The sequence below is a fragment of the Clostridium sp. CTA-6 genome (genome assembly GCF_054768115.1).
In genome coordinates, this window is record NZ_BAAAAU010000009.1 from 164,677 (window position 1) to 184,918 (window position 20,242).

The following is a 20,242-nucleotide window of genomic DNA, read 5'->3' on the forward strand; positions in this document are numbered from 1 at the left end:
TATAATTTATTTTACTACTTTTCAGTTTAAATTTGAAAAGTTTTTTTATTATTAATTGATAATTTACAATTAATAGATATATTTATATTATTTTATATTTAAAACACAAAATTTATTATAGCTATTAATAAACAAAAACTATTTTTAATTCTTTATGCTCTTCCACACCACTGTTGAAGTTTTCTTTCTTTGTATTCTTTAAAATAATCTCCGTCAATGGCATCTCTTATTTCTTGCATTAAATTATTATAAAAATATAAGTTATGTAAAACACATAATCTCATAGCTAGCATTTCCTTTGCCTTAAATAAATGTCTTATGTAAGATCTTGTATAATGCTTACAAGCTGGACACTGACAACCTTCATCAATAGGTCTATCATCTAATTCAAATTTTGCATTCAATAAATTTATTTTACCCTCTTTTGTGAAAACATGTGCATGTCTTCCATTTCTTGCAGGAAGAACACAATCAAAAAAATCCACCCCTCTATCTACAGCTTCCAATATATTACTTGGTGTTCCCACTCCCATAAGATATATAGGTTTATCCTCTGGAAGATGAGGAACTACTGCATCTATTATTCTATACATGTCTTCATGACTTTCCCCAACAGCTAATCCTCCTATAGCATATCCATCTAAATCCATTTTAGCTATAGTTTTAGCATGTTCTATTCTTATATCTTCATAAATTCCACCTTGATTTATACCAAATAACATTTGCTTATTATTTATAGTATCTGACAAAGAATTTAATCTATCCATCTCATCTTTACATCTATGTAACCATCTTGTTGTTCTTTCTACGGACTTTTCTACATACTCTCTTGGTGCTGGGTTCTCCACACATTCATCAAAAGCCATAGCTATAGTTGAAGCTAGATTACTTTGTATTCTCATACTTTCTTCCGGTCCCATAAATATCTTTCTACCATCTATATGTGAATTAAAATAAACTCCTTCTTCCTGTATCTTTCTTATTTTTGATAATGAAAATACTTGAAATCCACCTGAATCTGTAAGTATTGGTCTATCCCAATTCATAAATTTATGTAATCCGCCCATTTTTTTAACAATCTCATCTCCTGGTCTTAAATGAAGATGATATGTATTAGATAATTCAACTTGACATCCTATTTCCTTTAAATCCATAGATGATACTGCTCCTTTTATGGCCGCAAGAGTTCCAACATTCATAAATACAGGAGTCTGTATCATACCATGAGGAGTTGTAAATTCTCCTCGTCTTGCATTTCCTGATTTTTTTAACAATTTATACATACTTCCACCTCTTTTTCCTTAGGGATTAAGCTTCTATTAATATTATTTAATAAACATAGCATCTCCAAAGGAGAAGAATCTATATTCCTTTTCTACTGCCATATTATATGCATTCATTATATTGTCTCTTCCTGCTAATGCAGATACTAACATTAGTAATGTAGATTGTGGAAGATGAAAATTAGTAATTAAAGCATCCACTACTTTATATTTATATCCTGGATAAATAAATATATCTGTCCATCCTGATTGCTCCTTTACTTTACCTTCTATGTCCCCTATAGTTTCCAATGTTCTACAAGAGGTAGTTCCTACTGCTATAACTCTTCCACCCTTTTCTCTTGTAGTATTTATTATTTCAGCAGTTTCTTTATCCATTTTATAATATTCTGAATGCATAATATGCTCTTGAATATCTTCTACTTTAACTGGTCTAAAAGTTCCTAATCCTACATGTAAGGTTAAAAAGGCTAATTTCACACCTTTTCCTTTTATTTTTTCCAAAAGTTCCTCTGTAAAATGAAGTCCTGCTGTAGGAGATGCTGCTGATCCCTCTTCCTTTGAATAAACTGTTTGATACATTTCTTTATTATCTAACTTTTCCTTTATATATGGAGGTAGGGGCATTTGTCCTAGTTGATCTAATATTTCCTCGAAAATACCTTCATAATAAAATTTTACTATTCTACTTCCTTCTTCTCCCATTCCTATAACTTCTGCTTTAAGCTCTCCATTGCCAAATATAAATCTTGCTCCAATCTGAGCTCTCTTTCCTGGCTTAACTAAAGTTTCCCATACATCCTTTTCTTTTCTCTTTAAAAGTAAGAATTCCATTTTCCCACCAGTTTCTTCTTTTGACCCTATAAGTCTTGCAGGTAAAACTCTAGTATTATTTAAAACTAAACAATCATTTGGTGTTAAATAATCTAAAATGTCCTTAAATATTTTATCCTCTATCTCACCTGTTTTCTTATCTAATACAAGTAATCTAGCTTCATCTCTTTTCTCCATAGGATGTTGTGCTATTAATTCCTCTGGCAAATAAAAATCAAAATCTTTTACTTTCACGTTTTCCACCTCTTAATATAGAATTAAAATTTATTATTTATTATTTATTAAATATAGATACTTGATTTGTTTTTTCTTCTTTTTTTGTTACTCCAAAATGGTTATATGCTTTTTCCGAGGCCACTCTTCCTCTTGGAGTTCTCATTATAAATCCCTTTTGTATAAGATATGGTTCATAAACATCCTCTATGGTATCTAATTCCTCACCTATAAAATAAGCTAAGGTTTCTAATCCTACAGGGCCTCCTTTAAAATTAAAAATTATAGCTTCTAATATTTTATTATCTATTTTATCTAATCCTTCTTTATCTACTTCTAATAGGTCTAAGGCTGCCTTTGCACCCTGTAAATCTATATCACCATCATGTTTAACATCACAATAATCTCTAACTCTTTTTAAGAGCCTATTGGCGATTCTTGGAGTGCCTCTAGATCTTTTTCCTATTTCAAAAGCAGCTTCCTTGCAAATATTTACATTTAATATAGCTGCTGATCTTACTACTATTTCCATAAGTTCCTCATCTGTATAAAATTCCATAGCACATAACATACCAAATCTATCTCTTAAGGGAGATGTTAATAGCCCAACTCTTGTAGTAGCCCCTATAAGAGTAAATTTAGGAAGATCTAATCTTATAGACTTTGCTGCAGCACCTTTGCCTATAACTATATCTAAAGCATAATCTTCCATAGCTGGATATAATATTTCTTCTATAGATCTATTTAATCTATGAATTTCATCTATAAATAAAACATCATAATCTGTTAAACTAGTTAATATAGCCGCTAAATCTCCTGCTTTTTCTATAGCTGGACCTGAAGTTACTTTTAAATTACCTGTCATTTCATTAGCTATAATATTAGCAAGAGTAGTCTTACCTAGTCCTGGTGGTCCATAAAAAAGTACATGATCTAAAGATTCTCCTCTTTTTTTAGCTGCTTGTATGAATATATCTAAATTAGCTTTTACTTTTTCTTGACCTATATATTCTTTTAATGTAGTAGGTCTTAAACTATACTGTTCCTTATCATCTTCTACATCAAAAGGAGTTACCATTCTGTTCTCCATCTAAGTACCCCCCTCTAATTTATTTCATTAAATACTTTAAAGCTTCCTTTATAATCTGTTCTAAAGAATTATCTTTATCACATTGATTAATCACTTTATTTGCTTCTTTTTCAGAATAACCTAGTGTTACTAAAGCAGCTATTGCTTCTAATACTTTTTTATCATCCGTAATCTTATTTATGATTTCTTCATCATCATCTTCTACAATATCTATCTCTATTTTATCTTTAAGCTCTAATATAATTCTTTGAGCTGTTTTTTTGCCTATACCTGGAGCTCTTGTTATAGTTTTTTCATCTCCCATTTTTATAGCATATTTCAAAGTAGAAACATTGCTTATAGATAATAAAGATAAAGAGGCCTTAGCTCCCACCCCATTTATTGTTAAAAGCAATTTAAACATACTCAATTCATCCTTTGTTAAAAACCCATAAATTCCTATAAAATCTTCTCTTACTATTTGTTCTGTATATAACATTATATTTTCACCTATGGAAGGTAATTTTGCCATAGTGCTTCCTGATGTGTATATTTTATAACCTATATTGTTATTTTCTATAACTATATAGTCTTTGTACATATCAATATATTTTCCTTTTATATATTCGTACACCCCTTAACCCTCCAATTACATATTAATAGACACATATTACTTTATCATTTTAGAAGTTTTTATTCAACTAAAAAAACATAGCTTGCATATTAGTGTAAATGCAAGCTATATTTCCAATATTAGTTTTTTGTATATTAATATTACTAAAATAAATTATAACAAATTTTGTTTAAATAATTCTATTCATAATCTTCTAGACGTGCTTCTGCCTCTTCCCTTGTATCACATTGAAAATATTTATCTCCAGTGGTTAACATATGAATATCCTGTTCTTTTAATTTACTTGTTTTTATATCTGTTATATCTTTATTTTCATCCTCTATGTACATGTTTCCACTTTCATCCGTCCTATAAATAGCTATATTATCACCTTTTATCCCTACAACATATTTATTAGGCATATATTTATCCTCTTCTTTCACAAGAGACAATATATGATCTTTAAATTCTTCAACCTTATATCCTTCTTTAGAATATATCTTTTCAATATCTTCTTTGCCTTTTCCAACTAGATCTACATTATCTGATACTTTTGTTTCCCTTACAGTTATGGTGTCTCCACTCTTTTTATACTTTATTTTAAATATTATTTTAGATTCTTTATCCAACACTTCATTTCCTGTACTACCTACAGCTAAAGAATCTTCTTTTATATCCTCTTGTTTAACTTGTCTTTTACTGCTATCTACCTCATTATTTCTTAATTTTATTGAAGTTATATAGTAAACAGACACAAATAACACAAACAATGAAACAATTATAATTATAACATTTCTTCTTTTTACATCCATAATATCCCTCCTAGGAATATTATGGACAAATATGCAAACTCTTATTCACTAAATAAGGAAATTACGCCGTAACGGCCTTTAAAGGTTGAAAATTAAAACAAAAAATACTTTTAGTCAATAGATAGCTATAAAAATAAAGAATACTAGTATTTGTGCCCTAATATTTAAGCTAGCGCCCTAATGTCACGTCCTGTGGCAACAGGGCTAAGTAAACGTCCTGTTTACTTCACGCTTAAATATTATTTCACAAATGAAGTATTCTAATTATTTTTCTAGATATCTATTTTCTCTAAAAGTATTTCTTGTTTTAATACCTTTAAAATCGGAGATTTTTGGGATAGTTAGTATTTATTTTTGTATGTAAAAGCTTTAATTTTAACAAAAATAAGTGGCGTAGCCATTCAAGTAAAATCTGTATAATAAAAAAGGTATATATTTATAAGGTTAGTAGAATTTATAACAACTGCGATTTGTAAATTATTAACTAAATTAATTTATTTATTTTATTAAATTGTTTTGCTAACGCAAATAGCTTTAAGTGTAATTTAAATTCATATAAATATTATGAAGGATACGATTTTTTGATATGCTACGCATGAATTTTCTAACGAAAATTTTTAAAATATCTAAATAACTTAATAAAGAAAAATATAATTGTGGATTTTACAAAACAGAGTAGAGTAAAATCTTCCTTTGGTGCCTCGTGCTCTACAGGAAATTATCTTTAAAGAGTTATGCTAACTTCCCTTAGTTTAAAAAATAGGGATATGTGGTGTAAAAGGCATTTGAACAAGATTAGAGATTCTTAGTTGTTTTTGCAAAATATATGTATGTTCCAAATTATTGTCTGAGCGTTCAGCGAGTTATGATTTAGAACCATATATTTTAAGAAAAAACAAGTTAGAATCTCTTATTGAAGTGAGTTGCCTTTCTAACCACATATCCTTTTTTTAAACCAAGGGTAGTATATTCCTTTTTAAGTCGTAATTTTCTTATATTATTACTCTTCCCATCCTTCAGGCAATTCTGCATTGTGATATACATTTTGCACATCGTCATCATCTTCTAAAACATCTAGCATCTTTTGAAATTTAGTTGCTGTATCTTCATCTATTGCTGTATATGTATCTGGGACCATCTTAATCTCTGCTTCTAAAAATTCTAATCCTTCTGATTCTAGAGCCTCTCTAACAGTTCCAAAATCTTCTTGAGAAGTTGTTACAACATAAACCTCATCTTCTGACTCAAAGTCTTCTGCACCTGCATCTAATGCCATCATCATAAGTTCATCTTCATCTAAGCCATCTTTCTTTTCTATAACGATTTGCCCCTTAGATTGGAACATAAATGATACACAACCTGTTGAACCCATGTTTCCGCCTTGTTTTGTAAAAGCGTATCTTACATTTCCTGCACTTCTATTTTTGTTATCTGTTAACACATCAACTAGAACTGCTATACCTGCTGGACCATATCCTTCATATGTAATAGTTTCATAGTCTACAGCATTAAGTTCTCCTGACGCCTTCTTTATAGATCTTTCTATTGTATCATTTGGCATATTATTAGCCTTTGCTTTTGCAATAACGTCTCTAAGTCTTGGATTTGAGTCCGCACTTGGACCTCCTTGCTTAACTGCTACCACAATTTCTTTACCTATTTTAGTAAAAATTTTTCCTCTTTTAGCATCCACTTTGCCTTTTTTAGCTTGTATGTTATGCCATTTTGAATGTCCTGACATGTTATTTCCTCCCAACCTTATTAATAGAAAAATTTATCCGATGACTACCCGCTCTAATACTCCCATCTTCTTCAAAGTGGCAGTAAAGAGCGGCTATGTCCCTGGATAACGATTTCTAAGCTTTAGTGAGAGTAAAAACTCCCTCTGAAGCCAAGAACTCTGTTTATATTAATTCTATTTTAAAAACTAATTTTATTAGTATATTTATAATTGAAAATACTAATATTTAAATGCAAATTCACTAAATTATTATATCATAGAGAAAGTTAAAAATTCAAATTTATTGCTCATCTTCAAATAGCCTATTATCCATTTTAAAGTAGAAATTTTCATCTCCTTTAATTATTTTACAATTTCCGTTGGTTATCTCTAGAACTTTCTTTTCTATTGTAGATATAATATTTACTTCACAAAACATAGTTAAACTAACTTTTTCTGTATATTCTATATCTTCTATATGCCAAAGATTTTGTTCAAACAAATACTGTATTTTACCTAAAGCATCATATTCCACTATGAAAGTTATAGATTTACCTTTAACTTTTTCAACTATACCTGCATCTTTTATGGCTACGGCAGCCCCTTTTGAATAAGCCCTTACTAGTCCACCTTTACCTAAAAGTATTCCTCCAAAATATCTTGTAACTACTATAGCTATATCTGTAACTTCATTCTTTTTTATAACATCTAATACCGGTATACCACCTGTTCCTTGGGGCTCACCGTCATCACTATATCTTTGTATTCCCATGTTTTCCCCAATAACATACGCATAAACATTATGTCTTGCTTCTTTTTCTTCGCTTTTAACTTGATTTATAAAAGCCTTAGCTTCTTCTTCTGTATAAATCCTTTGCGCTCTTCCTATGAAAGTAGACTTTTTTTCTTCAAATTCATCTTTTCCAAAGTTTTTTATAGTAAAATAGGACATTTACATACCTCTTTTCTATATAGGGTCATTTATTTCTTGTAAATATTCATCTACTGCTTTTAATATATAATCTTTATCAGTTTTATTTTTTATATATATAATTTTTTCCTTTGCTTTTGTGCTTTTTAATTTTTTTAAGGCTTTTATAGCATAAGTTACAACCTGAGAATTCTCATCTTCTAATGCCCTTATTAAAATAGTTTCTCCTTTAATACTCCCTATTTTACCTAAGGCTGAAACTGCCATCCTTCTTATATTTATAAATTTATGTACTGATGCTTTTAAAAGTATGTCAATTCCTTCTTCATCTTTCAATTCTCCTAAAATCCAAACTGCTGCTTGTTTATCTTTAGGATACATATCTCCATAATTATTTTTTATAAAAAAAATTAAATCCTTTTTTATTTTACTTTCTAATCCATTTATAACTTCTATTTTATCTTGCTTTCCTGAGTTAGCTATTTGTTTAAATAATTCTTCTACATTAGAACTTTTAGCCAGTATACCATATTTAATCTTACCATCCAGTATGTGTTTCTTTATAGTGGATTTATCCAAATTTCTAATCTGACTCAAAGTTTCTATATTTTTCCCCTCTAAGTATAAGAAGTAGGTTATTTGTTCTTGGGAGTATTTATCTATATTGTTCCAATCTATATCTACTAAATTTTTATTCATACTCCTCACCTTTCTTAAAACACTTAAATTATATAAACCTTTTGTAAAATTTAATACAAAAATTCATAAAATCAATTTATTTTTATCTATATTAACTTAATCTCTTTTCTAATATATCATTTATTTTATTTATACCTAATTCTATTTCTTCTATAGTATTTTCTGAAAATCCTAACCTAAAATATTTTAAACCTTCCTTAGGATTTTTATAAAAAAGAACTCCTGGTGTAATTAAAACTTTGTTTTTCATACATTCATTGAAAAGTTCCATGGAATTTATATTAGCATTCTCCTTTATTTTTATATAAAAGTGAAGCCCTCCCCCTGGATTTTGTAATTCTACTTTATTTTTTAATATGTTTTGTATCGTATTTTTAGTAAATTCATATTTTGGTACATAAATTTCATATAAATAATTTATGTATTCCTTCCATAATCCCTTTATTAAATACAAATCTAAAGCTCTTTGCATTAAACTTGATGTAGATATATCTGTATTTATTTTACAATTTTGAATTTGTTCCCTTAAATCTTTAGGTGCTATTACATAACCTATTCTTATTCCTGGTAAAAATATTTTTGAAAAACTTTTTATATATATAACTCTATCATTTCTATCTAAACTTTTAAAGGTTATGTATTCTATATTCTTATCATATATTAATTCAGATAAATAATCATCTTCTATTATATAAAAATCATATATAGTTGCTAAATTTAATATGGCTTTCTTCTTTTCTAAGCTACAGCTTATACCTGTTGGATTTTGAAAATAGCTCATAGTATAAAAACATTTAATATTATTTTTTTTAACTATCTTTTCTAATTCTTTTATATTTACTCCATCCTCTTCCATAGGAACTTCATATATGTTTGCTCTTCTCCATTTAAAAACTGAAAGTGCTCCACTATATGTAGGTTTTTCTATTAAAACATTATCATTAACATTTATAATAGATTTTGATATTATATCAATTCCTTGTTGTGCTCCTGAAACTATAAGTATATGATTTTTTTCTATTTTGTTATTCCAAAACACTTCTGATATATGCTGTCTAAGTCCTTCAAAGCCTAATGTTTCCTGATAAACTAAAGCATCCTTTCCATCCCTATCCAAAACTTCGTTTAATATGGATTTAAAAGATTCCACGGGAAATAAATCTGAACAAGCACTTTCCCCTATAAAATCTATATAACATTTAAAATCTTCTTTATCTATGGATTTTATTGAATCTGAATATTCTTTTCTTAAATTTCTACTAATCTCTTTTTTCTTTGCATAGGTACCGCTACCTATCTTTTGTATGGCATATCCGTCATTTTCCAATTTTTTATATGCATTTATTACAGTTACCGTATTTATACCTAATAAATTTGCTAATTTTCTTATAGATGGTAGCTTTTCATTGTCCTTAATTTTATTTTTATCTATCATATTTTTTATATATTTATATAGTTGAACATATTTAGGTATAGAGTTCTCCTGAAAAATTAGTATATATTTCTCCATAAGACTGTCCCCCATATATATTTTTAATTACCTAAAAAACCTATTTAGTTGTGAAGTACTTCTTAGTCTTAGATTAAATTTACTTATAAAAAATAAAATTTTTCATTTAATCTTCTTATAAGAAATTATCCCTGTTCATAACTATCCTTTTACTACTTATAAAATATAAATGTATTAAATCAGATAGTAATAAAACAAACTTTACTTAACTAAATAGGTTGATATTTTTAATAGAATAAAATTTATTATATTTAATTTTTTTAATAGTCTATAATTGTTGTTAACCTCTAAATAAAATAAACATTTTCTTCGAAAATTAATTCTCCTTTTTTATTTTTTAATTTTCTACTCTGTTTTTTTATTATATTCTTATAATAAAGATATTCTAATATATCTTCCATACTAATTGAGTAACATTTAAATAGCTCATCCATTAAAATATCTTGAGAACTTAAAAATGTATCCTTTTCTTTCATATAATTAAGCAATAATGATGTAATGTTTCTAATATTATTATTTAAATATATTTTAATGTATTCTATCAATCTAATTATTGATTCTTCAATATTATCCTTATTAAAAAATAAATCATCTACTATATTTTTAAAGTCATCATCTAGGCTAGTGGCCATATTTATCACATCTTTACTGATCATATATCCAGAAAAATTAACATATAATTTTGAAAAAGCCTCTGTAAGTTTCACAGAATCACTATAAGCTGTATAAAGGCCTCTATTTTTTAAATATTTCTTACATACTCCTATATACTTAAAAATCTCATCTAAATAAACTAAATTCCATCTTTCTCTATCAATATCTGGATAATATCTTCCCCTGTCATACCAAGAACTTATAGAACTATCTTTTGAAAATACTAGCCTTGAAGAAGCAAATATTCTATGGGTTTTGCCCCCCCTTAAATCACACTGGTATATTTTATTTAAATTTTTTTTATCAATTATTTTAACATGAATAGGAACGTCCTCTTCTTGTGTATATATTTTTTCCACCTTAATATCTTCATTTATTACAACAAATAAGTCTATATCCGATTCTTCCCACAAATCTCCTGTGACCATACTACCAAATACCATTACAGCCAAAACAGATTCATTATTTTTTAATCTATCTATAACATTATTAAAAGCTGTTTGATACTTAATTATATTATCATTCAAGCTGATCCTCCTCCCTTTTTTAAAATAATTTAATTTTCAAAATAATGGCACAGTAAAAGTTTCTCAATTCTTTATATTATATAATACTTATTGGAGTTATTACAACTAGTAAGCATTATATGTGAAATTTTTCTTTCATATATGATATTTATACTATAATTTTTTGTATATATTCCTTTTTTTCATTACAACAATTATTACAACTAAAAATATGTAAGCAATAATCCTCATAGTCCTGTATAGGCCATGTTACACTGTATGGATCCATATAATCATGAATTACTCCCCTATCTATTAACTCCCCTCCACATTTATCACAACAATATTTTACTGTATTTAATTTATTACATATTGGACAAACTTTCTCCATATTATATCTTCCTTTCTATATTTTAAATTGTTTTTATTTCTATACCATAATCAAAATAATATAATAAAAATTTTTATATACATTAAACTAATCTTTATTTATTATTATTTCCATTTTAAAAAAATAAGCCATAAATCTAAAAGATTTACAGCTTATTTTTTATATTTTATTTAATTAAGCTTCTACAAACTCTGATTTAGGTAATCCACACAAAGGACATACCCAATCTTCTGGAACATTTTCAAAAGCTGTTCCTGGTGCTACTCCATTATCTGGATCTCCTTGTTCTGGGTCATATATATATCCGCAAGCCTCACATAAATATTTTTTCATAAACAATTCCTCCTTATAATCACATTTAATTAATAATAATTATTTTGTAATTATTATATTCTACACTTTGCTAATAATTCCTTTTTCTATTTGTTACTTTTTAATGAAGAATTTAAAAAGTATATTTTTTATTTTTTATTAAGTAGAAATTCCCGGCACTTATTATAAACTTCAGTATCTACCTTTGTTTTAATGTAAGTTCCTTTTTCTCTATATTCTTCTTCTATTATTTTACTGTTTCTATGCAAAAATGCTACTGTTTTTTGTTTATCGTAAGGAATTATATACTCTACTTCTGCTAATTTATATGGCAATGTTTCCTCTATTAGCTTTAGCAAGTCTTCAAGATTTATACCTAGTCTAGCGGATATTTCTATAACCTTTTCATCTTTAAATTTATCTCTGAAATAATTTAATCTTTCCATTGAGACTTTATCTATTTTATTAAATACTAATATTATTGGTTTATTTTCTGTTCCTAATTCCTCTAATACATTATCAACTGCATCTATTTGTTTTTCTGCTGTATCTGATGAAATGTCTATTACATGTAGAAGTAAATCAGAATAAATAACTTCTTCTAATGTAGATTTAAAAGCTTCTACTAATTCATGAGGAAGTTTCCTTACAAAGCCTACCGTATCTGTCAATGTTATGATTTCGTTGTTAAGTAATGATATTGCTCTAGTTGTGGTGTCTAGTGTAGCAAATAACATATCTGCTTCAAAAACCTTTTCTTTATTTTGTGCACTAGCTATTCCCATATCACATAACTTGTTTCTTAATGTAGATTTACCTGCATTAGTATATCCAACTAAAGAAACCTTAGGTATATCATTTCTTTTACTTCTTTGAGTTTCTCTAACCTTTTTTATTTTATATAACTCTTTCTTTAAATCGTAAATTCTTTCTCTTATATGTCTTTTATCTGTTTCTAGCTTTTTTTCACCTGGCCCTTTTGTACCTATTCCTCCACCTGTTCTTGATAGAACTAATCCTAATCCTGCTAATCTTGATAATCTATATTTTAATTGTGCAAGTTCTACCTGTATTTTACTTTCTCTACTTTTTGCTCTCCTTGCAAATATATCTAATATTAATGTATTTCTATCTATTACTTTAGTTCCTATAGATTCTTCTAAATTTCTTATTTGAGAGGCAGAAAGTTCATCATCAAATATTACCGCATCTGCATTTAAAGCCTGCCTTATTAAGGCTATTTCTCCTACCTTACCTGTGCCTATATAATAGGCTGAATCAATTTTATTTTTATTTTGTAAGACCTTTTCCACAACTTTTAAATTACAAGCCTTAGCTAATTCTTCTAATTCATCTATACTTTCTTCATCATCAATACTAACAAGTATAACCTTTTCTTCTTCCTGATCTTCTAATTCTTCATTTTTCAAATTTTGTTCTATATAATTTATTTCATTTAATAAACTAAAGTCTAATAGGCTATTTATATCTTTAAAATACTTTTCCTCTATACTTAATTTACTATCCTCCATAGTACAAAATGCCACACCAAATCCTGTTATCTTTTCATACTCTACTCCTATAGCTACCATACAATCTAATTTTAATTTTAATAATGCAGATAAATCTACTGAAGAAAGTTTAGGATTACCATTTGGATGAGTATGAACAATTCTTATACGGGAAAGCTTATTGGTTTTGATTTCCACCTCCGGCATTTCTACAGTTGTACTATCTCCTACGGAAACTGCTACTATACTACCTTTTCTAGATATTCCCACACTTATTTCTCTATTTAATTGTTCTGTTAATTTGCATAATACATTCATTAGCTCTTCATTAATGATGTCATTCTTTTCTATTTTCATTTCATATATTTCTTCTAATTCCTCTAAAACGGTTTTTCTTATTCCATCAATATTACCATATATCATTTAATATCTACCTTTCCATATAAATTATAATAAAAAGATTTATTAGGCTTTACCCTATACCTTGACAACTTTCATATAATTTTATACTATAAAAACAATATTGTAAATACTGTCAGCAATTTAAAATACTTTTGAAAAACCTAGTAAATTCAATGTTTTTAATCTAACAAAAAAATTTTTCACTTAAACAAATTGAAATAATTAGAAAACCATTTTTGACGTATTTTTGACGTCAAATAAAAAACTCTAAAGGTTAACCCTTTAGAGTTTTTGTTTATTATTAATTTAAAGGCTCTACACATTTGTCCCAGCCGCTGCCTTTATTAAATATAAAGATACCTACATCCTTATCTTCTATCTTAATACTCATTTCTACTTTACTTAATTGATTTAATGTACCTTTCTTTTGCATATTATCTACTATAGTGCTGCATAAGTTATTCCTAATAGTAGTAACTTCACCAACTCTTAAATCCTTTTTATCTTTTAAAATTAGTTCGATTTGGAATGTATTAACAGGATATAAGTTAGTTAACTTTACTTCTTTTATATAATTTTTATATTTGCCTGCCTTAAGTTTCTCTATTTCATTATTTGCTATATCTTCTATTTCATCAAAGGTATCTTTATCTTTTTGACTTTCTTTATCACTTAAATTTTCTTCTTCATTAGTTAATCTATCTATATCTTTTTTTATATCTTCTTTATTAACTATTTTATCAAAGTTATTTTTTAAATCATTAAGTCTAATTACTTCTTCTGGCTTTAATTCCTTAAATTTTTTCTTTAATATTTGCTTGTCTAAATCAGTTAACTTTATTTCTTTTATTTTTAAATTACTTTCTAATGAATATAATAAAGTTTTCTTTTCTCCTTCATCGCTAATTTCATTTTCTATATATTTTTTTATTTTCTTCACATCTGATTCTGTTAAATTGTTTTTAGCCATTAAATCATGTAATTTTATTTTTTCATCTATTGACATTTGACCATAAGTCTTATTTAATAATGCTTTTTCTTCTGAATTCAATACGGTTTCTTCACCACAAGCAACTAATCCAATACTTAAAATGGCTATTATTAATATGGATAGTATTTTCTTCATTTACTTAATCCCCCATTCATATGTAATTAATATTAATTTAACATATCTTAGGTAAATATAAAAGCTTTGATTAAAATATCCATATCTTGGATATAATAAAAATCCCTAAAACACTATACCAATCTATATAGAAAATTCCATAAAAAAAGAGAGCAATTCCAACTAAGGAACTACTCTCTTTTTTTATTCTATTAATTTATTTTTACTAATTTTATTACTTTATTGTCTCTAGGGTTACTTAAGTAAAGAAATTTTTCTCCTTCCTTTACTTTATTTAAAGATACCCAAACAGGTTTTGCCTTATCTAAGCAATACATATAATATCCGTTTTCTTTTCCATTGTCTTCTGCTGGTATAACCGCATTGGCTACACTAACAAATCTAGTTGAAGCTCCTATTAGTAAGCCTGTTAATAAACTTATAACCACCTTTTTCATTTTTAAATCTCTCCTTTATTATTCTCGATTAATAATTCTTCTCTTTCTTTTAATAAATTTCTAAGCTCCTCAATATCCTCTAGTGTTGCTTTATTTCTTATAAAGCTTCTAGCGCTGCTACGACTTTTCAAATAGCTAGCATACTCTCTATTTTTATTTTCCCAGTTTTGATTGGCTATTGTCTGTTTAGATTTTCCCACTTGAAAACCTCCTACATAACTATTTTAAATATCAAGCATACTAATAGAGCTATAACAATTAATTTTATGGATATCTTTAGCATTAATTTAAATAATACTTTTAAATCTTTACTCATATCATTCAAGGTGGTATTATAAGAGTAAGGGAGGAGTTTTCCTCCCCTGTGTTCATAACAAATCATATAGCTGTTTCAGTAGCATTATTATGATTGTTATTTTTACTAGTAGCTTGATGACTATTCCCAGTAGTTTATCAAGCTTTTTTAATTTTCTTATTAATTTGACCACCTTCTTTTCACACCTCCTTACAAATATAATTATACTACACGTAGTATAATTAATCAATACCTTTTTATGAAATATTTATATAAATTATAATAATTTTTCCAATGAAAAAGAGGGTACTTCCATTATCGAAGTACCCTCAAAATTGATAGTTTATATATTTTTAATGAATAATTTTCTAATTTGTGGCAAAAGTAAAGCTATATGCATATACTATAATATAGTGTAATTACATTATAAGAAAATGTAACAGTATAAACTAAATTACTTGACATTTGTAAATAAAAATGTTACATTTTAAGTAGCTCATCTACCAATGGTAGAAGGAGATCACCGGATTCCTGTTGGGAAGACCGGTTTTTTATTTTATAGATCTAATATATTTATTATATTCCTTGTCCATTTTTTTCTTATCACCCGGTAAAAAAACTGGGTATGCTGTTCTAAAATCTAAATAATTTAATTTTGTTTTATCTTTTTTATCATATAGTTCGTTAAATACAATTAAATAATCTACAATTCCTGCCTGATATCTAACATACCTACTCCAATGCCATTTTCCACTACTATCTTTAGAATCATATCTCCATATTTTAGTATTTTTATTCCCATTGTTAGCATATTCAATTATTTCAGGTACCCAATGAATTCTAGAAAGCCTATAGTAACACTCAACTCTATTTAATTTTTTAAAAATAAAGCTTGCATTATTAATATTACATTGCGGAATACATTTTATTGAACCTACATCATTAGTACACGGTAATATTCTTTCATGATATCCTTTATCTTTAAGACTAATACTGTGCAAATATCTTTCTTCCATTCCCTGAATTTGCTTATCTTCTATAAATATTTTGACTTCCTGTAACCTTGGTCTTATTTTAGGACTTATAAATGTATTATATAAATTTTCATATTCTGATTTTATGTCTACAAAAATATTTTTATTAGAAAATATTTTTGGCTGACTTAATCCGTAATAATTCACTTATTTTTCACCACCTATTCCTTCATTGGATGCCATATAAATATATTAAATTTATCTTCTTGACGTAATGTGGTTTTAAGTAAACTATACCCTGTCTTACATTTTATAAACTCTACTAAATCTAATTTTGCAGTAGAATTTAATGTCTCTCCCATATATCCTCGGTTAGCATATCCAACCGCTCCTATCAATATATCAACTAATTGCATTAATTCACTATCACTAGAATTAATAATTTGTATATTATTTATTAGTTTAAAATCGAAATCTAATTTTTCATTACACAAACATTCCCTGAGGTCTTTTACTTTTCTTCCTCCTCTTGTATCCTTCTTATCTATGTATATATTATTAATTTTTTTTACATTTATCATTTCTCTTAGCAAATAAAAATACATAATATAATATATATCATTATGATCATATTTTTCATAGTTAAACTTATTCTTATCCTGAAAAACAATAGTTCTGAATCTTAAATTTTGATTATTAAAGAAATAGTTAACAACTTCTTTATAAAAATTTATTTTATTATCAGACACTTTTGTCCATTTAACCTCATTGAATTTCCATATTCCATGTCTATTTTTTATTTCCCTCAATTCGTCACTTACTTTTTTCACTTCTTCTTTGGGACAACTTATTCCTCCTAATACCATAGATACTTGATTATTCTTATTTTTATCAGTAAATTCCAAATGACAACTTTCATCACAATATATATTAATCAAATTATCACTCCTTATTATTATATGGTCATTATACTACACTCTTAATATATTATTCATTAAGTTATATGTATAGATAAATGTCAAAATACCCCATAAAAACATTTTATCTGATAATTCCTTAATATTTAAGGTATTTTACTAATTTGACTTATTTCTTTTAAATTGATTTAATATAGAAGTCGCAAAAAATATAGGGAAAATAAAAAAAGGTAGCTACAGCCTAAAACTGTAACTACCCTCTAAATTAATATCTTATATATTTACCATAGACATAACCCCCATGCGGAGGATAATAAATGTGTATCCAATCTCCTTCTTTTCTATATAGTTTAACCTTTGCACCATTAGGTAAAGCACCTAATATTTTAAAAGATGTAGACTTCTTTTCCCTAATATTTACACCGCTTGGTGTATTTATTGTACCTGTTTTACCATCTAAATTAATCCAACTATTATTATTTGTTGGTTTGCTTGGTGTTACATTTGAAGATGTACCTAAAACACCATTTACTATTGCCTTTGCAATTCCATTCATTTTATATTTATTAAGTATGGCTACATCTCCAGAACTATCTATAAAACATACTTCTATATAAATTGTTTTGGCTTTAGTTCTTTTAGTTAGTGCCAAGGGTTGGTCTTTAATTCCTCTATTTCTAAATCCCAAATTATTTAATTGTCTCAATACTCTATCTGCTTCTACTAAATATTTCCCACTATAAGTATATACTTCTGATCCATAGCCACCTATTGTAGTGTTAAAATGTATACAGATATTTAAATCTGCATTTACTGAATTACATAAAGCTACCTGTTTATTTAAACTTTCTTGTAATGTTGATGCATAATCTACTCCACATATGTTAGTGCTATGCCCTCTGCCTCTTAATTCTTTATCTATTTCTCCTACTAATTGCCTTGTTAATATCTCTTCTTTTAATCCATTTATTCCTCTAGTTCCTACATCTCCACCACTTAATGTATGTCCTGGATTTAAATTAAATAACATATTAAAATTACCTCCTGTAAATTTAATTAAAAAAGAACAGGTTTATTCCTGCTCTTTGCTTTCCTTAACTGCTTGTCTAGCACTAGACTGTCCAAAGTAAAACCCTATTATTAAGGTAAATACACTCAAAAATTCTGTACTTGATATATTAGTTTTTAATGCTAAAATACAAAATACTATAGTAGTAAGTAAAGCTATTATCTTTTTAATCTGTAGAAATTGTTTTAAAAATTCCATGTAAAAACCTACCTTTCTAACTTTTCTTCTATCTTATCTACACTTTTTTTAACATCATCTAAAATACTAAATTTATCTGTAAGTGTGGAAATAATATCCTGATATTTTCCCTCCCTCTTTGAATTTTCTTTTAATACATAAAAAAGGAGATAAGCAAAAAATATTGCAAACACTCCTTGACTAGCTACTAATTTAATTATTTCATTTTCCATTTCACACCTCTTTTATTAAAAATAAAAAAAAGAACCTGTTTAACACAAGTCCTTGCTTGATAGTATAATTAAAGTATTGTTTTATATTTAGGATTAGGTATTTTTAAAGTCCAGAAAATATTGTTTTCTTTATGTGGGAAAAAGTCTTTATAATTTATTTTTATACAGTTATTTTCCAAATTTGCTTCATATTCTTTTAAGTCCACTTTAATTTTAACTTTTTTATCTTCTCTTTCTCCCATTCTATTTGCCATTTTAAAGCTATCATCTTTAAAATAAAACAAATCAAGTTGAATAGGGAATTCCAAAGATTTAATATTAAATTTGTTTAAATCAACAGATATAATTCCTTCTGAAAACCAATTATGTTTATCATCACAAACGCTATAAATTTTATTTAAAATACCTTGATAATATAATGTAGGTGGATTTTTTTCGATCATTTTTATTAACTCTGTATCCACCCTTTTATTTACTAGATATTTGACAAGCAAAAATATTGCTCCACTTACAAGTGCAACCACCAATGCTAACATTGCAACAAATAATTGCATGTTTGAATTTATATTGTTTTGAATAGTATTAATTAGTTTTTCTAAGTAATCAATTCTTTGAAGTACTTCTTTCATTTGTTCTTCCATTTATAACACATCCTTCCGAATTATGTATTAAACAAAAGAACAAAAAATCCTTTTATTATTTTCTTTTTTCTAGATACAAAATAAATCCCCAAAATAAAATAGTATGAATTATCATTGTTACAGGGAATATCTTGATACTAATATTAAACGAAGATACTAGAGGTAACAATATACTCAAGTACAATAATGGACTTACTATAAAATTAATTATGCACATGATACTTCCATCTATTTTTTTCACATTTCCACCTCATTTTAAGCAATAAAAAAAGACTATCTATAGTCTTAACTTATGCTTACTTTATATTCAATTATGTGTCACAATTTTTATCTATTGTGTCACAACTTCTTCTGGAGTATCTCCCTCATCTTCTTTTGTGTTTGGACTAACTTCTCCCATAAGCTCTGCATATTGTTCTACAGTTATTTGACTAAAAGTATAAAATACATTTAACTTATTTGTCATGTCTTCCTTCTCAAAAGCATTTTTCCCTATTAGACTTTTTAATATTTCATATAACATATTTATTTAACCCCTTTCATTAATTCATTATATTTTTGTTCTATAGAATTATTTTGCAAAATAGTTATATCATTTTCTAATTTTTCTATTCTTTCCTCTTGTATTTCTTCTTTAGATTTTGAAGTATTTTCTTCATAATCTGGAATATCTTCATATTCATAAAATATTTTTTTTGTTTTAGGATTCCAATATCTAGAAGAACTTTTCCCTTTTATTTTTTCGGGTTCTGGAATTTCTTCAATAAATACACCACCTTCCCTTTCAATTTCCTCTTTTGATTTGTGAAGTCCATAAATTTCGTCGAATGGCATAAAATGAATAGATTTTATTTTATATTTTTCATCTGTTATCTTTTCAAAAGCTTCTAAAAGCATAATTACACCTCTCTCA

The 20,242-nt window shown here is 27.0% G+C and carries 24 protein-coding genes; all 24 read right to left on the reverse strand.

Going from position 1 to position 20,242, the window contains the following annotated elements:
* Positions 1 to 152: 152 nt before the first annotated feature.
* On the reverse strand, positions 153 to 1,283 hold the full coding sequence (tgt, locus tag ACYUDJ_RS15160) for a tRNA guanosine(34) transglycosylase Tgt (RefSeq protein ID WP_043032297.1): 1,131 nt from the start codon (positions 1,281 to 1,283) through the stop codon (positions 153 to 155).
* A 42-nt stretch (positions 1,284 to 1,325) separates the two neighbouring features.
* Positions 1,326 to 2,351, reverse strand: a complete 1,026-nt coding sequence (gene queA, locus ACYUDJ_RS15165; RefSeq protein ID WP_043032298.1) for a tRNA preQ1(34) S-adenosylmethionine ribosyltransferase-isomerase QueA — start codon at positions 2,349 to 2,351, stop codon at positions 1,326 to 1,328.
* A 40-nt stretch (positions 2,352 to 2,391) separates the two neighbouring features.
* The gene (gene ruvB, locus ACYUDJ_RS15170) at positions 2,392 to 3,420 is read right to left on the reverse strand and encodes a Holliday junction branch migration DNA helicase RuvB (protein WP_043032299.1); all 1,029 of its coding nucleotides are present in this window, start codon (positions 3,418 to 3,420) and stop codon (positions 2,392 to 2,394) included.
* A gap of 19 nt (positions 3,421 to 3,439) precedes the next feature.
* Complete coding sequence (gene ruvA / locus ACYUDJ_RS15175) at positions 3,440 to 4,033, reverse strand: Holliday junction branch migration protein RuvA (protein ID WP_003483785.1); 594 nt, start codon at positions 4,031 to 4,033, stop codon at positions 3,440 to 3,442.
* Positions 4,034 to 4,212: 179 nt separating this feature from the next.
* A complete protein-coding gene (locus tag ACYUDJ_RS15180; protein ID WP_043032300.1) occupies positions 4,213 to 4,824 on the reverse strand; it encodes a hypothetical protein in 612 nt (203 codons plus the stop codon).
* Between the two features lie 1,000 nt (positions 4,825 to 5,824).
* Positions 5,825 to 6,565 (reverse strand): YebC/PmpR family DNA-binding transcriptional regulator, encoded by a 741-nt coding sequence (locus ACYUDJ_RS15185; protein WP_043032301.1) that lies wholly within the window; start codon positions 6,563 to 6,565, stop codon positions 5,825 to 5,827.
* Between the two features lie 280 nt (positions 6,566 to 6,845).
* Positions 6,846 to 7,496, reverse strand: a complete 651-nt coding sequence (locus ACYUDJ_RS15190; protein ID WP_003483781.1) for a YigZ family protein — start codon at positions 7,494 to 7,496, stop codon at positions 6,846 to 6,848.
* 15 nt (positions 7,497 to 7,511) lie between these two features.
* Positions 7,512 to 8,174: a HEAT repeat domain-containing protein gene (locus ACYUDJ_RS15195; RefSeq protein ID WP_003483780.1), complete on the reverse strand. Its 663-nt coding sequence runs from the start codon at positions 8,172 to 8,174 to the stop codon at positions 7,512 to 7,514.
* 91 nt (positions 8,175 to 8,265) lie between these two features.
* Entirely contained in the window at positions 8,266 to 9,684 is a 1,419-nt protein-coding gene (gene pdxR / locus ACYUDJ_RS15200) for a MocR-like pyridoxine biosynthesis transcription factor PdxR (RefSeq protein ID WP_042384352.1), read from the reverse strand.
* A 287-nt stretch (positions 9,685 to 9,971) separates the two neighbouring features.
* A complete protein-coding gene (locus tag ACYUDJ_RS15205; protein ID WP_003483775.1) occupies positions 9,972 to 10,865 on the reverse strand; it encodes a nucleotidyltransferase domain-containing protein in 894 nt (297 codons plus the stop codon).
* A gap of 148 nt (positions 10,866 to 11,013) precedes the next feature.
* A complete protein-coding gene (locus tag ACYUDJ_RS15210; protein ID WP_003483772.1) occupies positions 11,014 to 11,235 on the reverse strand; it encodes a hypothetical protein in 222 nt (73 codons plus the stop codon).
* 174 nt (positions 11,236 to 11,409) lie between these two features.
* Positions 11,410 to 11,568 carry a rubredoxin gene (gene rd, locus ACYUDJ_RS15215; protein ID WP_003403636.1) on the reverse strand — a complete coding sequence of 53 codons (159 nt, stop codon included), beginning with the start codon at positions 11,566 to 11,568 and terminating at the stop codon, positions 11,410 to 11,412.
* A 128-nt stretch (positions 11,569 to 11,696) separates the two neighbouring features.
* Positions 11,697 to 13,481, reverse strand: a complete 1,785-nt coding sequence (hflX, locus tag ACYUDJ_RS15220; RefSeq protein ID WP_043032304.1) for a GTPase HflX — start codon at positions 13,479 to 13,481, stop codon at positions 11,697 to 11,699.
* A 280-nt stretch (positions 13,482 to 13,761) separates the two neighbouring features.
* Entirely contained in the window at positions 13,762 to 14,586 is an 825-nt protein-coding gene (locus ACYUDJ_RS15225) for a hypothetical protein (protein WP_043032306.1), read from the reverse strand.
* Positions 14,587 to 14,777: 191 nt separating this feature from the next.
* Positions 14,778 to 15,023, reverse strand: coding sequence for a hypothetical protein (locus ACYUDJ_RS15230; RefSeq protein WP_043032308.1), 246 nt, complete (start codon positions 15,021 to 15,023; stop codon positions 14,778 to 14,780).
* Between the two features lie 2 nt (positions 15,024 to 15,025).
* Positions 15,026 to 15,223: a hypothetical protein gene (locus ACYUDJ_RS15235; RefSeq protein WP_043032309.1), complete on the reverse strand. Its 198-nt coding sequence runs from the start codon at positions 15,221 to 15,223 to the stop codon at positions 15,026 to 15,028.
* A gap of 646 nt (positions 15,224 to 15,869) precedes the next feature.
* The gene (locus tag ACYUDJ_RS15240) at positions 15,870 to 16,499 is read right to left on the reverse strand and encodes a hypothetical protein (RefSeq protein WP_043032310.1); all 630 of its coding nucleotides are present in this window, start codon (positions 16,497 to 16,499) and stop codon (positions 15,870 to 15,872) included.
* A 14-nt stretch (positions 16,500 to 16,513) separates the two neighbouring features.
* Positions 16,514 to 17,230 carry a DUF3800 domain-containing protein gene (locus ACYUDJ_RS15245; protein WP_043032311.1) on the reverse strand — a complete coding sequence of 239 codons (717 nt, stop codon included), beginning with the start codon at positions 17,228 to 17,230 and terminating at the stop codon, positions 16,514 to 16,516.
* A gap of 244 nt (positions 17,231 to 17,474) precedes the next feature.
* Entirely contained in the window at positions 17,475 to 18,239 is a 765-nt protein-coding gene (locus ACYUDJ_RS15250) for an N-acetylmuramoyl-L-alanine amidase (RefSeq protein ID WP_043032312.1), read from the reverse strand.
* Positions 18,240 to 18,281: 42 nt separating this feature from the next.
* A complete protein-coding gene (locus ACYUDJ_RS15255) occupies positions 18,282 to 18,476 on the reverse strand; it encodes a hypothetical protein (protein WP_043032313.1) in 195 nt (64 codons plus the stop codon).
* An 8-nt stretch (positions 18,477 to 18,484) separates the two neighbouring features.
* The gene (locus ACYUDJ_RS15260) at positions 18,485 to 18,688 is read right to left on the reverse strand and encodes a BhlA/UviB family holin-like peptide (RefSeq protein WP_043032314.1); all 204 of its coding nucleotides are present in this window, start codon (positions 18,686 to 18,688) and stop codon (positions 18,485 to 18,487) included.
* A gap of 68 nt (positions 18,689 to 18,756) precedes the next feature.
* Positions 18,757 to 19,329 (reverse strand): hypothetical protein, encoded by a 573-nt coding sequence (locus tag ACYUDJ_RS15265; RefSeq protein WP_043032316.1) that lies wholly within the window; start codon positions 19,327 to 19,329, stop codon positions 18,757 to 18,759.
* Positions 19,330 to 19,660: 331 nt separating this feature from the next.
* Positions 19,661 to 19,852: a hypothetical protein gene (locus ACYUDJ_RS15270; protein WP_043032318.1), complete on the reverse strand. Its 192-nt coding sequence runs from the start codon at positions 19,850 to 19,852 to the stop codon at positions 19,661 to 19,663.
* A 2-nt stretch (positions 19,853 to 19,854) separates the two neighbouring features.
* Entirely contained in the window at positions 19,855 to 20,226 is a 372-nt protein-coding gene (locus tag ACYUDJ_RS15275) for a hypothetical protein (RefSeq protein WP_043032319.1), read from the reverse strand.
* Between the last annotated feature and the right edge of the window lie 16 nt (positions 20,227 to 20,242).